This window comes from Sphingobium yanoikuyae (genome assembly GCF_034424525.1).
Taxonomy (GTDB): Bacteria; Pseudomonadota; Alphaproteobacteria; order Sphingomonadales; family Sphingomonadaceae; genus Sphingobium; species Sphingobium yanoikuyae.
The window spans coordinates 385,273-400,817 of record NZ_CP139979.1; the positions used below are offsets into that span (position 1 = coordinate 385,273).

9 protein-coding genes and 4 pseudogenes are annotated in these 15,545 nt (G+C 60.0%); 5 read left to right on the forward strand and 8 right to left on the reverse strand.

Annotated elements, in window-relative coordinates; all coding sequences use genetic code 11:
• Positions 1 to 374: 374 nt before the first annotated feature.
• Complete coding sequence (locus U0025_RS01810) at positions 375 to 593, reverse strand: hypothetical protein (RefSeq protein ID WP_004210831.1); 219 nt, start codon at positions 591 to 593, stop codon at positions 375 to 377.
• A gap of 538 nt (positions 594 to 1,131) precedes the next feature.
• Between U0025_RS01810 and U0025_RS01815 the strand changes: the two are divergent.
• Positions 1,132 to 2,133: pseudogene (locus U0025_RS01815) on the forward strand (IS256 family transposase); the annotation flags it as partial.
• Positions 2,134 to 2,227: 94 nt separating this feature from the next.
• On the opposite strand, the gene U0025_RS01820 reads toward U0025_RS01815, so the two are convergent.
• Positions 2,228 to 3,454, reverse strand: coding sequence for an IS110 family RNA-guided transposase (locus tag U0025_RS01820; protein WP_004210833.1), 1,227 nt, complete (start codon positions 3,452 to 3,454; stop codon positions 2,228 to 2,230).
• A 245-nt stretch (positions 3,455 to 3,699) separates the two neighbouring features.
• Between U0025_RS01820 and U0025_RS01825 the strand changes: the two are divergent.
• A pseudogene (locus tag U0025_RS01825) lies at positions 3,700 to 3,927 on the forward strand (transposase); the annotation flags it as partial.
• 111 nt (positions 3,928 to 4,038) lie between these two features.
• On the opposite strand, the gene U0025_RS01830 reads toward U0025_RS01825, so the two are convergent.
• The 4 genes from U0025_RS01830 to U0025_RS01845 form a co-directional block, all read right to left on the reverse strand.
• Entirely contained in the window at positions 4,039 to 5,889 is a 1,851-nt protein-coding gene (locus U0025_RS01830) for a TniQ family protein (RefSeq protein WP_257011060.1), read from the reverse strand.
• Between the two features lie 5 nt (positions 5,890 to 5,894).
• The gene (locus U0025_RS01835; RefSeq protein ID WP_004210836.1) at positions 5,895 to 6,845 is read right to left on the reverse strand and encodes an ATP-binding protein; all 951 of its coding nucleotides are present in this window, start codon (positions 6,843 to 6,845) and stop codon (positions 5,895 to 5,897) included.
• A 21-nt stretch (positions 6,846 to 6,866) separates the two neighbouring features.
• A complete protein-coding gene (locus U0025_RS01840; RefSeq protein WP_004210837.1) occupies positions 6,867 to 9,131 on the reverse strand; it encodes a Mu transposase C-terminal domain-containing protein in 2,265 nt (754 codons plus the stop codon).
• 174 nt (positions 9,132 to 9,305) lie between these two features.
• Complete coding sequence (locus U0025_RS01845) at positions 9,306 to 10,106, reverse strand: hypothetical protein (protein ID WP_004210838.1); 801 nt, start codon at positions 10,104 to 10,106, stop codon at positions 9,306 to 9,308.
• Between the two features lie 313 nt (positions 10,107 to 10,419).
• Here U0025_RS01845 and U0025_RS01850 point away from each other — a divergent pair, with 313 nt between their 5' ends.
• Positions 10,420 to 11,601, forward strand: a complete 1,182-nt coding sequence (locus U0025_RS01850) for a hypothetical protein (RefSeq protein ID WP_004210839.1) — start codon at positions 10,420 to 10,422, stop codon at positions 11,599 to 11,601.
• Positions 11,602 to 11,631: 30 nt separating this feature from the next.
• On the opposite strand, the gene U0025_RS01855 is transcribed toward U0025_RS01850, so the two are convergent.
• A complete protein-coding gene (locus U0025_RS01855) occupies positions 11,632 to 12,384 on the reverse strand; it encodes a hypothetical protein (protein ID WP_004210840.1) in 753 nt (250 codons plus the stop codon).
• Positions 12,385 to 12,588: 204 nt separating this feature from the next.
• On the opposite strand from U0025_RS01855, the pseudogene U0025_RS01860 reads away from it, so the two are divergent.
• A pseudogene (locus tag U0025_RS01860) lies at positions 12,589 to 12,954 on the forward strand (transposase); the annotation flags it as partial.
• A gap of 240 nt (positions 12,955 to 13,194) precedes the next feature.
• On the opposite strand, the gene U0025_RS01865 reads toward U0025_RS01860, so the two are convergent.
• On the reverse strand, positions 13,195 to 14,226 hold the full coding sequence (locus U0025_RS01865) for an IS110 family RNA-guided transposase (protein WP_004207353.1): 1,032 nt from the start codon (positions 14,224 to 14,226) through the stop codon (positions 13,195 to 13,197).
• Between the two features lie 72 nt (positions 14,227 to 14,298).
• Here U0025_RS01865 and U0025_RS01870 point away from each other — a divergent pair.
• Positions 14,299 to 15,309: pseudogene (locus tag U0025_RS01870) on the forward strand (IS3 family transposase); the annotation flags it as partial.
• Positions 15,310 to 15,545 lie beyond the last annotated feature (236 nt).

Sequence of the window (15,545 nt, forward strand, 5' to 3'; positions counted from 1 at the left end):
CCGCAGTTATCGGCGGCGTTGGATTGAACCGATGGGATGACCAGGCTAGTCCAATGGGGGACTATTCTTGATGGACTTCAGCGCTTCCGAGGCAAGATAGAGTTCGTCTTGGGCTGCCTCCCATTCACAGCGGGCTTCATCCCAGCGCCGCTTAGCGATGAGCAGGCGATCTTGCGCTTCCTGTTGTTTATTCCGTGTACGGGTGCGTTCCCTCGTTCGGCTCAGCGGCAACCGATAGACGTCGTTGTCGGTCAGCTTTCGACCGCACGACTTTGGGCTATGTTGATTGCGTATGTGGGCCCATGATCCTTGCAGCTTGTGGACGGAATTGCCGCAGCGCTTGCAAAACCATTCGCGCTCAATGCGATCGGCCCTCACAGCAGCACTCCGATCATCAGGCCGACGAGCATCCATGCGAGGCCGGTCATGACTTGCACGGGATCGCGCCAGTATGCGCGTTCAATTATGGCGGAGCTGCCGCTGGCCACATCCCTGAGATCGTCGCGACACCCGGGATAGGGATATTCCTCATCCAGATGGTTTGCCAGACGTTCGAACGCGGCTTTCTTGTCGGGGGGAATATTCCCGGGCATGCTTTCCTCAATCGCTATCGACTATACGATAGTAATCGTCGGATTTCCCGGCGAGACCCTCGTTGAGCTTTTGCACTGGTTTGCAACAGGACCGCGGGTTCGGATTTGCGGCGGTCAGGCATCGCACCTTGGCGGTGGACGCAGCTGGCACATGCACCCTGCATGGGATATTATCGGCACCGACGCAGGAACGTCGCAGGCGGGCTGAACATTTCTAAAATGGACCGGGATCCACGGAAGGGATGGAGCGGCATGATTATCACCCTCTCTGACCCTTTAGCGGGAATCCGAGAGCGCAAGGCTGCCTTGGGTATCATCGATACCCCAGAGCGTACCGATGCCATGCGCAATAGCGGATCGCGCCGAACAGCGCGCAAGGTTAGCGTCCGCGCTCGTGGTGTAATTTCCGGTGTAGATTGAGGTTGTCGCATGGGGTGGGGCATGCCCCACCCCATGCGATTTCGATCTCGGTGGCCACCGGGCTCATCGGTAAGGTGGAGTTACCACACTTCACACGCCCACCGAGGAGTTGATCCCGATGACCGACGACAGACTACCGCTTGCTGAACTGATGGCGAAGACCGGAGATGGAGATTTCCTGCGCACGATCGCCGAGAGCGTGCTGCAGATCATTATGGAGGCCGATGTCGACGGTCTCGTCGGCGCTGGCCGGCACGAACGCTCCGGCGAGCGCACGACCTGGCGCAATGGCTACCGTGACCGCAGCCTCGATACCCGGCTCGGCACGCTCAACCTGAAGATCCCCAAGTTGAGGACCGGCGCCTACTTTCCCGGCTTTCTGGAGCCCAGGAAGACCGTCGAGAAGGCGTTGGTCGCGGTCATCCAGGAGGCATGGATCGCTGGCGTCAGCACCCGGCGCGTCGATGAGCTGGTGCAGGCAATGGGCATGACCGGCATCTCCAAGTCCTCCGTGTCGAAGCTGTGCAAGGACATCGATGAGCGCGTCCATGCCTTTCTCAAGCGACCGCTTGCCGGCGACTGGCCCTACCTCTGGCTCGATGCCACCTATCTCAAGGTGCGCGAGGGGGGGCGGATCGTCAGTGTCGCCGCGATAATCGCCGTGGCCGTCAACACCGAGGGCAGGCGCGAGATCGTCGGCCTGCACATCGGCCCTTCCGAAGCCGAACCGTTCTGGTCGACCTTCCTCAAGGACCTTACCCGCCGCGGCCTGACCGGCGTGAAGCTGGTCATCTCCGATGCCCACGAGGGCCTCAAGGCCGCGATCACCCGTGTGCTCAGCGCCACCTGGCAGCGCTGCCGCGTCCACTTCATGAGAAACGCGCTGGCCTACGTGCCCAAGGGCCAGAACACGGTAGTCGCTGCTGCCATCCGCCAGGTCTTCCTTCAGCCCGACCATGCCGCCGCAACACAAGTCTGGCGTCAGGTCGCTGATCAGTTGCGCGCCCGCTGGCCAAAGCTGGGCGCGTGCATGGACGATGCCGAGCATGACGTCCTCGCATACATGACCTTCCCCGAGCAGCACCAGGTCAAACTCCACAGCACGGATGAGATGGACAAGACCCACGCTGCAAAAATGTGTTATGCAGGGGGTGCGCGGGCGACTCCGTGGCAAAGAGCGGGACCCCGGCTGCAAGTCTCGTCAGGCCTCCTTGTCACAGCCCTGCCGGTTTGGAGCGTCCGCGCACCTTAGGCCTTGTCTCCCACTGGGCAACGAATTGCTCATAGGCCTGCTCGGCATGGCGGGCGATGTCCATTTCCTGATCGCGCAAGGCCTTGACGTTGTAGGCATGGGCAGCCCCGGGCTTGTTTCCCTTCTTCTGCGGTTTTCCGGCCTTGAGTTCCATTGTCCGCCGCTTGTTGGCGACCAGCGCAGGGCGCGCCCAGCGATAGTCAGTCTGCTTGGTCAGCAGATGCCAGCACAGAACCGTCAGCTTGCGAGCCAAGGCGACAGCCGCCACCTGATGGCCCCGCTTTGCCCGGATGCGGACAAAGAAGGCATGGAGCGGCCCAGGCGTCTTGGCGGCAGCCCATGCCGCCTCGACCAGCATCGACCTGGCGTGGCTGCGGCCAACCTTGCTGATCCGCCCATGGTGGGCCGCTCCGAGGCCCGACTGGCGTATACGCGGGTTGAGGCCGAAGTAGCTCACCAGCTTCTGGGGGCTCGAGAAGCGATTGATGTCGCCAATTGCCGCCACGATCCCTGCCGCCACGGTCAGGTTGACGCCCGTGATGGTCAGCAGTCTGGCAATCGCATCATCGTCGAGCGCGTCGGCGGCGATCTCCTTGTCGAGAGCCGCCAGATCGTCGGCCAGCCGGTCAAGTTCGCGAATGTGCCGTTCGATAGCACCACGCTCGTCTTGTGGCAGGGGCTGGCGCAACAGCCAGGCCCGACCAACACCGCTGAACAGATCGGCATGCGGACAACGCGGGATCAGGTGAGCGTGCAGGATGGAATGCACCTCGTTCTTGATCCGGGTACGGTGCCGGACAATTTGGAATCGTCGCGCTGCCAGTCTGCGCATCCGCTCCGTTGCTGCATCCGGTGTCCAGATTTCCGGTAGGTAACCGGCTGCATGCAAACTCGCCAGCGTGCCCGCATCGATCTTGTCGGTCTTCACATGTGCGTGGGCGATCGCCTTCACCTGAAGCGGATTGGCGATCACCACCCTGGCCACAAACGGCGAGAGCACCCGCGAAACTGCCATGCAGTTGCCCGTTGCCTCGATCACGACCTCATCGGTCGAACGTAGCCCTTTGCCGAAACCCTCCAGCGCCGTCCGGGTCATATCAACCCGTCCGGCATTCCGGAGCCGCCCTTCCTCCCAAATCACCACCTCGCCAAAGGTCCGGTGGATATCCATGCCAATGACGCGTCGCATAAGCGCCTCCTGTCAGCCAAAGTGACGGGAGCGGCGGGCGACACGACAACTACGGATCCGCGCTCGCAGCGCAACCGGGTGAGTCGCAGAGGCGGTCAGCTACTAACACGAGCTCGCAGCTCATCCTGTACATCGACCTGCCCGCACATTCGTGCTCCCGGTGCCTCTGTCCCGGATGGTCGCACCATACGCCACAACCCACGAGTCGCAGCAGAAACTTCGGCACCGACATCCTCATACCGGTTACCAATCCGCTGGAAAGGCTGAACAAGGAAGTGAAGCGCCGCGCCGATGTCGTCGGCATCTTCCCCAACGAGGACAGCATCATCCGCCTCGTCGGCGCCGTCCTCCTTGAGCAGAACGACGAATACCAGCTCCAGCACCGCTACATGCAAATCGAGGGCATGGCCGCACTTGCCACACCAACAATCGAGGAGGTTCAGCCGCTACAGATTACACCCAAGGCCGCCTGACAATGCAGCCCGCTGGCCACACCCGAATTTACACCACGTTGACGGACGCGACCCGCGCAAGCGTGCTATGTTGGCCCGGATCGAGGAGCGCTCACGCGACGCGGGCGTCGTCTAGGCTGACCAAGCGCCTTGTTTCATGATCTTGGCGAAGCTCATGCGGCAGTAGCCCGCATCATGTATCGTCGGCAAACCGACCTTCCGCGCCCATTTTTGTGCTGACTGGGGAGGCAATCCCATCCTGTAGCCGATCTCGACCGATCCTATGATCTCTGCTGCAGCCTGAAGAACATCCGCTGCGAGATATGCTTTACCGTGGCGACGTATGCGGCCGGTGGCGACGAATTTGAGAAACTGATTGGTGGCCAGGTTGAGTATCTCGCTGGCATCGGCGCCTGATAGCTCATCCTCGACATGGGCACCGGACAACGGGTTTTCCAACATCCGCAAAGTGTCGATGAGTTCGGCCGGGATTAGTATCTGGTGGGACAGGTCCGTCGCCTCGGAGGTCAGACCGAATCGACCATGCGGCCCCAGGAGCCAGGTGAAGATGCCGGCCCATGGCTTGGCCCGACCACCAATAGCCCTAGCCGCGATTTGTAGCGGAACGCCGTCAACTATTGCAGGATCGGCTTTGGCTTGGATTTTTGCCTCGAATGCCGCCCAAGCCTTGGTGGTGGTATTGCGGACGCCATATCGCGCCTCCCAATAAGGGTGGGTCAGCGGCGCGAGTAATCCAGATTGCATCAACTGGGCTATGGCATAGCGGGGCAACTGAGTTGACTGCGACACGGCGGTCAAAGGCAGACGGTCAGGCTTGGTACGTGCCAGTTCCTCGATTTCTTCGGGATCATGGAACGGTCGAACCACGCCATGAACTCGCACGTCGGTTAGCTTGAAGACGCCAGCGGCTCGCAGCTTTGCGATGATGGTATCCGTCTCACGCAGTACACGCACGGTTGATTTGGCGGAGATCAGTCCAATTATGTCATTCCCCTCGTCGGCCGACGGGAGGTCGGTCAGATCGGGGCTTTGACTGAGATCGGGTTGCTCTTGCTGCAGGCCATGTAGAAACATCGCGAACAAGGCTTTGACGCGGGGCGAGGAGCGGCCGATCCGGGCTTGCTTGACGGCGTGCCCCAATTTGTTCGACCAGTTGTCCCCTTCGCGTGGAGCTGGAAATAGGTCGGCTGGAACGATGGGCCATTGGCGCAGCAGTGTCACAGCATCATGAAGCGCGCTGATGACCGTCATGGTAAGGTTAGGATTGGTCAGCCATTTTCCGCGCAGTTGGTCGTTTAGCCAGGGGGAGAGCTTCAAAGCCAAGTCGGCAATGTCGTGCGGCTCCAAACTCGCAATCGGGTCAGGAAACTGTGATCGCGAAGCGGCACGTACATCGGAATCATGGCTGAAGAGGCCAGCATAGATGCCCAGATTGTCGCGCATCTCGAGAGGGATGAACTCGGCCGGTCCCTCACGCAGGTCCGCGCTGCAGACATCTTGGTCGCAGGTGGCAATGCCGTTGGCATACCGCCACCGTTGGGTGACGCCGCATTCGTGACATTCGCTGCGCAGGATCTGAAAGGTTTCCGGGCAGAATGGGACGGAGGCCAACTGCCAAATCGCACGATGATGAGCCGATAGGGCAAGGCTGGCCGGTGCATATCGGCGGATGGTGGTTCGCAGTTCGCTCTGCCACGCGCGTCCACCAAACCAATGTATGATCGCGCTGCCTTCTTCTGGACCGTGGGCATGGTGCAGTAATTGGAGGTACGGCACTACCAGAATGTCAGCCAGCGCCGGTAGCTGTTCGGCGTTGGTTGTGGCCGCCGTCGGCTTGTTGTCGTAAACCCAGCCAGCCTCGGACAAAAGCGTTCCCGTCCGTGGATATCCGTTCTCGGCAGTCACACGGGCGACAAGGCCCATGAGACTTTCGCCAGCGATCGGCGCGAGCGGGTATTTCACTTGGCTCAAGCTTCGATCTCCACGAACGGATTATAGTCGATGAAGCTATGGGCAATGGCCCAGCTGTTCACTGCCATGGCGAGATCGTTGCGGGTAATCGCATGCCGACCTTCACGCACGACATTTATCGCCGCCGTTTCCACGATGCGGCAGGTGCGGCCGATGATTCCGCTGCTTGCGAGGCAAAGGGGGCGAGCAATGTCCTCTTCGACCAGGCCGCTGGCGACCTTCATGATCTGCTTGTCGACCATGGCGGTATCGAGGTCTTCGACGAAGTCCAGGAATAGGTCTCGATCGTCATCCGCCCACCAATCAAGGGGAGGAAGCGTGAGGGGAGGGAAGAGCCGGCCGTTCAACTCGTGGCTGGACTGGAACAGCTTGTCCGCGTCGTGGGTGCCGAAAAAGGCGATAGGAACAAGGCCAGAATCAAGGAACGTCTTCAGGCTATCCGTGACATGGGTTGCGGCCGATGACCGGCGCGACAGATGCTGGATTTCATCGATGACGAGCAACTGCACGTTATCCCGTTTGATGGCTTGCACGGCACGCTTGTGCAGGTTGGGTTCGGTGCCGCGGTCATAAAAGGGGTCGTCCAGGGCCTGCAGGATGGAAGAGAATAGCGACCTGGCGGTGCCAGTGCTCATGAGCTTGACGATCAGGACGGGCCGGCTGCCTTCGGGAAGTTCGCCCAGGCGTTCGATGCCGTCCCGGAAATGTTCGGCTGCTGTCGTTTTGCCCGAACCGCTTTCAGCCAGGAGGGTGATGCCATATTGCCGCTCGCCACGGGTGGCGATGCCAGAGCGCCGGACCTCATCCAGCCCAGCTATGATGGCCTCTTGGCGAGGATGAACAATCTTGATCTGGCGGAACGCGCTGCGGGCATCTGCCACGCGCTGAGAGCGGGCAGCGGCTTCATTCGGCCGTACAACCGGCGGGTTTGATGTAGTGGTAGTCATGTGTTGCCTTTCGGGTAGGGGTTAGAAATAGCTGCTGTCGTTCGAGCGCTTTTTGCGTTCGCGGCGTGGTTCGGGGTCGGTGGTCGACGCGTCCGGGGTGGGTGGCGGCGCAGGAGCACGCCGGTCGCGCTCTGGCATGTCCTCTGGCGTCGCCTCCCGGGCATTGGCAGCTTTCGCCTTCTGCCGGTTGCTCCGCCGTTTAGATGCGGTAGGGGCCGCTTTCTGTGGAGCGGGGCGACGAGACAGGGTGTCGGCATCGTGCATCTCGTGCTCGATCACGTCTGCATAGATGATCGGGATGTCGACTGGTTCAGGGCGCTCCCGCTGCAGGGTAGCGAGCTCACCGGTGATGCTGCGGATGCGCTTGTTTTCGAGCAGCTTGGCCAGAAGCTTGCGCTCACGCTCCTTGGCTTCGGGCGTCAGCTGGTCGATGGCGTCGAGAAGCTCGGCGCGGCAGGCGTCACGCCATTCCCGTGAGTTGAAGTCGGCGGCTTCCGCCTTGGCCTTCTCACGGATCTGCTCGTGCATCCACAGGCTGATCGGCTCGTCGGTATAGCCGGCCGTCTGGCAGTACAGCTCGACGTCCTGATTGGTTTTGCGGTTGATCACCCAGATCTTGCGCAGATCGTACGGGTCATAGCGGAACGACACCGTTGCAGTGGCATTCTTCAGGCGCTGACGCTTGCCTTCCAAGGGGACAAGATCAGCGAGCAGGTCAGGCACGGCTTTGTAATCGCCGAAGCGCAGGCCATTCCACTCGATGCCAGCGTGGGTCAGCCGGTGCGAATTGATCTTGGGGAGAAGGGCCTTCTCGAAGATGCGAGGATCACGCGGTAGAACGATCCCGTACTGGGCGGTGCCCTGTTTCCAACAGAGCAGAGGCTGTTTCTCGTTCAGGCCGCCATGCGGGGTCGTGTGATAGACCGCGATGGCGAACATGATGAGTGCCTCGAGTTCGTCGAGCGTCAGCACGGCATCCACGGCGGGGTCGTAATCATACTCGCGGGAGAGGGCGATCGGCAGATGGGCGCCGGCCACCTTCGATGACACGTAATTGTGGATGGTGAGGAAGATGCGCTCAACAAGGGCTCGTTCGCGCGGCTTCTTCCGACCACTGATGCGGACCGTTGCACCGGTCGCCTTGCTCATGCTCTCCATATCGTGGCTGCGGAATTCCATGCCGCCATCCACGTGATATGTGCTGCACAGGCCGCAGACGTCCTGGGCTTCAGGGTGCTTGTTCTTGATGATCGGCGGCACGATCTTCGGTAGAACAGACCGGCGAAGCAACTCCGACACGGTGGCGTATGATGGGGCATTGAAAGACAGCATGTGCGAGAGCACGACCCTGCTGAACCCATCAACAAGTGCGGAGAAAGTCGGGCGGCCCAGAATGATGGCGCGTTCCACGTCGATGACGAGGAGAGCGGGTATGGGGGTGTGATCCATAAGCCCGAATTCCAGAGGACGCTCCGCCTCATGCCCTTTCCCTGCGCCACGCCACCGAGAGTAGGCTGCCTGCTTGCCGTGGCGGGCACCGACCGTTTGCTCACACTCAAGCATTTTGATGTCGCGATATGTGGTGCTCAGGCTCACCGGGAGGAGCGGCTCCGTAGGCATCTCGTATTCGAGCGAAGTGCCATCGTTGACGCGGCTAATCTCAGCGTTGGTCAGCACATTGATATCGGTGACGCTCTTCTTCGACGCATAGTAAGTCAAAGCCAGGCGCTGGCGGATTTCCATGCGGATGCCATCTTCATCATAGCAATGGCGCCCCTGGGCGCTCGTGGCCTCACGAGCATCGCGGTCGCCGACTTTACCGCGCTCCCGCATCCAGCGTTTCACGGTGTGCGGATTGGGTGCCTCGCCATATTTGGCGTGCAACTCGGGGGTCCAGTGCTCGGCAAATCCTGCAGAGATTGCCTTCACGCCGGTCATTACGCCGTTCCGATCGAGCAGCCGTAATGTTGCCAGCCGAAGTGCGCTTTCGGGATCGAGTTCCTCACATTCGGCGGGCGTGAGATGTGATTCAGCGATCTTGTTCTTGGCCGGCGACTGCCCACGGTCTGCCATCTGGAAGAATTGACCGTTCTGAAGCAGCGTCCGAAAGCGCTCCTGGTCCATTGGACGGACGACGCCGGCGTCATCGAGATATTCGACGGGCTTGCCTGTGGCAGCATGTTCGAAGTTCAGGCGTGTGCCATATCCATGTGATGTAAAAACACAGGGTTGACCTTCGATACTGTATAGCTGATTGCGTTTGAGCTTATAGGGGAAGTAATTCACGTATCTCTCCCGAGATTTGGGTATTCTGAGGGCGCGCAAAATCCATCAGCAGTAGATATTTCTACGCTGCGAATGGCATTGCTTCTGTTGTGATGGGTGCCTGCGGGTTCGTCAGGCAGTTATGATTTCACTCTAGGTCATGGTTGAATCCTTCCTGGGGTATTTGATCTATGATCAGATGAAGCTGACAGGCATCTCATCGATGAGAGGCTGCGTGAGATCGAGCGACACGATGCGCCTCACCAGCATGGCGAAAGTGATTGCCCGCCCTTGGACAAAATTTCCGGGCGCCATCAGCTCAGCGAATTCGCCCAACTGCATGTCATCCCCTTTGCTGCGGAGGCTTTCGACGAGCCGCTTCTGCGACGATGAGATGGCCGTGCGGCGCATCGAGCTGGCGAGGCGTACGTTGAAGCGGTGGCGGCTATTCTCGAAAATTTCGGAACCGAAGGTGATACGGAATTCGTGGCCTACCCGGCGGCAAATTTCTGCGACGCCGGCAAGCTTCAGCCGATATTCTGGATCTCGCAGGTCCGCATCGTCGCCTTTGACTTCGACGACCGCCAGGCGTCCATCGGCGTCCAGTATGTCGACGTCGCTTGTGTACCGCTCCTTTTTCCTCAGGATGAATTCGAAGCGGCGAGCTTCTGATTGGTAGTGGACAACATTGGGGTCCGTCTCGCATCGCTCGATCAGTGCAAGCTGATGCAGGCTCTCATAATGCTGTGTGCGGCCGACCTTCACGGAAGGGTACCAGCCGCTCGCATGGTGCGTTCCGCCAGAGACTGTTCGGAGCGATCCATTGTCGTTGGCGACCACAATGCGAGCCATGGTGTTGACCAGGCTGTTGTGCTTCCTCAGCAAGGTTTCGGCGCGCAACCGGCCAGCGGAAGGCTCGTATGACGGGTTGCGCAGCATGAGGTTGATAGCGGCGCGAACGTCGATCTCAGCCAGTTCTTCATACGCGTCAGTCATGCCAGAACGTCCAACCGCGACGGTTGCTGTTGGGCCATTTGGAGCGAGAACGACTCCACGTCTTAACGCGCTGCTGTCGTTCAAAATGTCGGATGATCTCGATCAGATACTCTGTATAAACGATTGAAACGAGGTTGTTTCGATCTGCACTTCGCGGTTTAGTCGTCATCGCACTGTCTCCATGTTGGTCACGATACTGTGCATTTAGGAACGCTAAAATGACCGTGATGGCAACAGGAATGTGGTTTTAACTGCACAGTATCGTGACCAACTCACTTGACGATGCGTGCCTTACTGTTCTAATAAGTCATGGATGAACAGTAAGAAAAACGGCACGCGCGACGTTGGTTCGGATCGGTCGGCCCTCGAAACTGACGAGGAGTTGGTCAAACGGCATGCCGCTTCAGGCTTTTCTGGCGAATCAGAGTACGCCCTGTTCCTGTCTCTGGATGATTCTAAGCGGGAGGCGGTGATTGCCAGACTGAGGACGATGGACCTCTATCTTCGCGACGATGACCCCATGCCCGTGGGCGACGCGTGCAGCGCGCTCGATATGGAGCAGCGCAATTTTTACCGACTGCTGAAGAAGCTGAAGGATCTGGGCCCAACTCGAGGTCTGTCACCGAGCTTCCGGGTGAAGGCTGTCGCGGCACCAGCACAGAAAGGCTTCGCACCCGTTGCCGAGCGTGCGCTGCGCTGGAAACTGCAGCATGAGCCCGCGGCTTCGCCCGCGTCGATCATACGCTGGATATTTGAATCCTGCGCGGATGCGGGCGAGGCGCCTCCGTCTGCATCCTCGATCCAGCGACGCATAAAGGTACTCCGCCGGGAAGGTGTCGCAGAGCCGGCGGCTGGGGCTGCTGGTCTTCAGATCCTGGTGGACCAGACCGCAGTCGATGTGATGGTTCAGATCAGCGGCCGGGTGGAATTGGCTACGGCTACGTTCATTGTCGATACCAGCTCTAGGATGATCCTTGGATTGGGGGTGGGCGATCCGCTGATTCCGGAAGACGGGCTCATGCGCGCTACCCGCAATATGGATGACGACCTCATGCGCCATCTCGTGCAGCACACGCAGGTGCATTTCGATCGCGTGGAGTCGATCGACTTTATCGCGCCTCCAGGCGGGGCGCGGCAGAGCAAGCAGTTGCAGAAGCGCTTTCGGGTCTTCAACCGCCGAGTGTCGTTTGACATTCATGCAGGCGGAAAGTGGCGTCACGGCACACAGCTGGTCCGCTACCTGGGCGACACGCTGGGGCCGTATCAGTTCAAACCGCGGTTTACAGAGGAGGGGGCTCCTCTCAGCAACTCGATCAGCGAGGGGATTGAGCAGGAGATCATAGAGCGGGCGTTGCTCGTGGAGGCGATGCGCTGGAACGAAAGCCAGTGGCAGCAGGCGGAGCCGACGGTCGAGAAGTCTCAGCGCATGCGTGAAGAGCGGGCGAATGCGATCACCGCCCTTTTCCGTGATGTAGTCATGCGGCCCGAGTTCTAGTCGGGCCCGAGCAACGCGATTATTGCGATGTTACGATATGTCGATTTCTAGCAGATACGCTGGAACGGTGCGTTTCAACGTTTCGGAGTGTGGGCCAACTTTGGAGGCGGTGACGTCGGCAATGTGGGTTTCGCGGGTTAAGGTCAGTTGTGCGCCGGTGGCGAAAACAACCTCCTTCTCGTTGCCGAGGTCTCCATCCCGACTGTAAGCGTAGGCTTTGGTTTGTGGCTGGATGACGTGGACGACCATCAGGTCCATCCGGCCAGCGTCATAAGCTTTGCTTTTCCACTCTGCATTCCTGCGTGCCACTTGCGGGCAGAAGGATGTGGAGAATGGGCGGGTCGTCGTGAAAGTTTGTACGCCGAGCGGCCATGAGCCACCGTGGAACAAGAATTGTCCATTTGGCATCGTCACCCCGATAGCTTTGATCGCGCTATCCGCCGCAGATAAGTCGGCCTCTGAGAACTCAGCCTGATAAGCACTTAGGGCTTGAGGCACGTTTGACGGCATCAGGTTGCGGAGATCGCGATATTCAGAGCTTGCTGACAGCGCTTTGTCTATGTGACGCTCGAGCGCGTTATCTGCACCCTCACGAAGCATGCGCGCCGCGGCCTGGACATGGTTCGAGACTTCCTCAAGCAGCTTGTCTTTCGTGGTGAAGGATTCGGCTAACGAATAACCCTTTTGGCAAAGGGATAGCGCTTCTTCATCGGTGGACTGGCGGTAACTCCATGCTTCGTATGGGGTGGAAAATACGTTCACAACCCGAGCGATCTGATTCATTTGGCTTGGTCATCCACCCTGTGAGGTTTTCTTAAAGCGATCGGCCCTCAGGCTTCAGAAAGCTCTATGAGGAGCGCTTCCGCGTCTCCGACGCCGACTATGGTTATGACTTCAACATCTGTCCGGCGTCAGCACCCATGGCACAGATTATGGGTTGAGATTTAAGGAGGGTTTGGGCTTCGTCGTAGTGACGAAGGAACGCAGATGAAGCCCAAACCCTCCTTGCGAAAATCGCCGACGAAGGCCTCTGCCGAAGCCGTGGTGAAGGATATTCGCCGACAGACGCGGCGGCATTTCTCGGCCGAAGACAAGATCCGCATCGTGCTCGACGGATTGCGCGGCGAGGACAGCATCGCCGAACTGTGCCGGCGTGAAGGCATTGCCCAGAGCCTCTACTACACCTGGTCGAAGGAGTTCATGGAAGCCGGCAAGCGCCGTCTTGCCGGTGACACCGCCCGCAGTGCGACAACGGGCGAGGTTCAGGACCTGCGCCGCGAAGCCCGTGCCCTCAAGGAATGCGTGGCCGATCTGACGCTGGAAAACCGTCTGCTCAAAAAACGTATGGCCCGCCCCGTCTGCAAGGGGGATTTTGAAGTGTTCTGATCAGTCTGCGTCAACGTATGCGGTCTCATGGGTGACCCCATGGCCAAGATGGACATCCGCACGTCTGGAGCCACAATAAAGACGCCGGCAACGAGTGCCATTTTTTTGGCCGGGCTTTCCAGACGCCGATCGACTGTCAGGCCATCTTCACGATCCTTCCTGCAAACATCGTTGGCCTATGCACGAAGATGCGTGCGGCCGATCCGGTTATGCCGCGACTGGGTAGCCGCGTTCGAACGTCGCGTCCTTGCGCAAGGCCGCCCATGCGATCCGCGCCAGCTTGTTGGCCAGCGCGACGACGATAGCATTGCGGTGGACTCCTCGCTCGATCATTCCTGTCAACCAGCGCCCCAACGGGGTCTCGCTTCGCGCCAGCGACGGCAATGCTGCTCGGGCACCGTGGATGAGCAAGGTGCGCAAGTAGGTGTTGCCTCGCTTGGAGATGCCGAGCAGCCGCGGCTTGCCGCCGGTAGTATGCTGACGGGGCACCAGACCGAGCCAGGCACCCAGGTCTCGGGCTTTGGCAAAGCTGCTGGCATCGCCCACGGCTGCAATCAGGGCAGTTGCGTTCAGCACCCCGACGCCGGGGATGGATGTGAGCCGCCGGGCAGCCGCGTCATTGCGCGCCAGCTCGACAAACTCGCCGTTCAGCGTTTCCACCCTGGTATCGAGTTCGCGCCATTCGGCACGCAGTTCGGCCACCAACTGGCGCAGACGCGGTGACAAGGTCGTATCCTCATCGGCCAGCAGGGCATCGATGCCGAGTTCCAGCTTGCGCCGCCCAACCGGGAAAATGGTCCCGCGCTCCAGCAGGATCGCCCGCAACTGGTTGGTCAGGCTCCTGCGCTCAGCCACCAGGCGCGAGCGAACCCGGTGGAGCGTCTGGATGTCCAACTGCTCCTGGGTCTTGAGTTCGACGAAGCGCATCGTTGGACGCGAGGCGGCCTCGGCGATCCCCTCGGCGTCGCGGTCATCGTTCTTCTGTGCTTTGACATACGGCCGTACGTACTCCGGCGACATCAGCCGGATCTCATGTCCGTGCGCGGCGAACAGGCGCCCCAGATAATGGGCACCGCAACATGCCTCCATCGCGACCACGCACACAGGAAGCTTGGCAACGTAGTCGACCAGCGTCTGGCGGCGCATCGACCTGCGTACGACGACAGCTCCCGACGCATCCACGCCCACCACACTGCAGGCATTCTTGCCCAAATCAACGCCAAGGATCACAATAGACATCGGTCCGCTCCTTTCCTCTTCAAGCACCAGCATCATATCCGATGCCGGGGAAAAGGGGCGGGCCATCCCATAAAGCATGATCGCGGATGGGGGCGACGACGAATGAGGTACCCTGCCGCAGAAAAGCTGGAGATCATCAGGATCGTCGAGCAGTCGCACCTGCCCGCCAAGCACACGCTGGATAAGCTCGGCATTCCCCGCCGGACGTTCTACCGCTGGTATGATCGCTTCCTCGAAGGCGGCCCCGAATCGCTGGAGGATCGCCCCTGTGCGCCAGGCCGGGTGTGGAACCGCATTTCCGAGGATGTCCGCGAGCAGATCGTCGAGATGGCGCTTGATGCGACCGAACTCTCCCCCCGCGAACTGGCCGTGCGCTTCACCGACGAGAAGCGCTACTTCGTGTCGGAGGCCACGGTTTACCGCCTGTTGAAGGCGCACGACCTGATCACCAGTCCGGCCTATACCGTGATCAAGGCCGCCGACCAGTTCCACACGAAGACCACCCGGCCGAACGAGATGTGGCAGACAGACTTCACCTACTTCAAGATCATCGGGTGGGGCTGGATGTACCTTTCGACCGTGCTCGACGACTATTCGCGCTACATCATCGCCTGGAAGCTGTGCACCAACATGCGCGCCGAGGACGTCACCGACACGCTCGACCTCGCTCTCAAGGCCTCGGGTTGCGATAGTGCCACGGTGCTGCACAAGCCCCGGCTGTTATCGGACAACGGCCCCGGCTACATCGCGGGCGAACTCGCCGAGTACATCGAGGCCCAGCAGATGAGCCACGTTCGCGGAGCCCCGTTGCATCCGCAAACTCAGGGCAAGATTGAGCGCTGGCACCAGACCTTGAAGAACCGCATCCTGCTGGAGAATTACTTCCTGCCCGGCGACCTCGAGGCCCAGATCGAGGCGTTCGTGGAGCACTACAATCACCAGCGCTACCACGAGAGCCTGAGCAACGTGACCCCGGCAGACGCCTACTTCGGCAGGGCTCCCGCCATCATCAGGCGCCGCGAAACCATCAAGCGAAAGACCATCGAACATCGCCGCTTGCTTCACCGCAAGCTCGCCGCCTAACATCAAGCCCCAGACGAGGCCCGCTCTCCGCTAATCCACGATCCCATCTGTGCCAAATGTTTCGACGACGGACACTCTCGTTTCAGCAGGAAGCTGACGGGGGTAGTTGGACAGAACCTGATCGTTCAACTGGAGCGAGTCCTTGTACGCCCGAATGATCTGAAGAAGTTGCGCTCCTTATACCCCAGCCGAGTGGCGGCAGCGGTAACAGCTGCTGCCACTCGCCGACTGCCCTT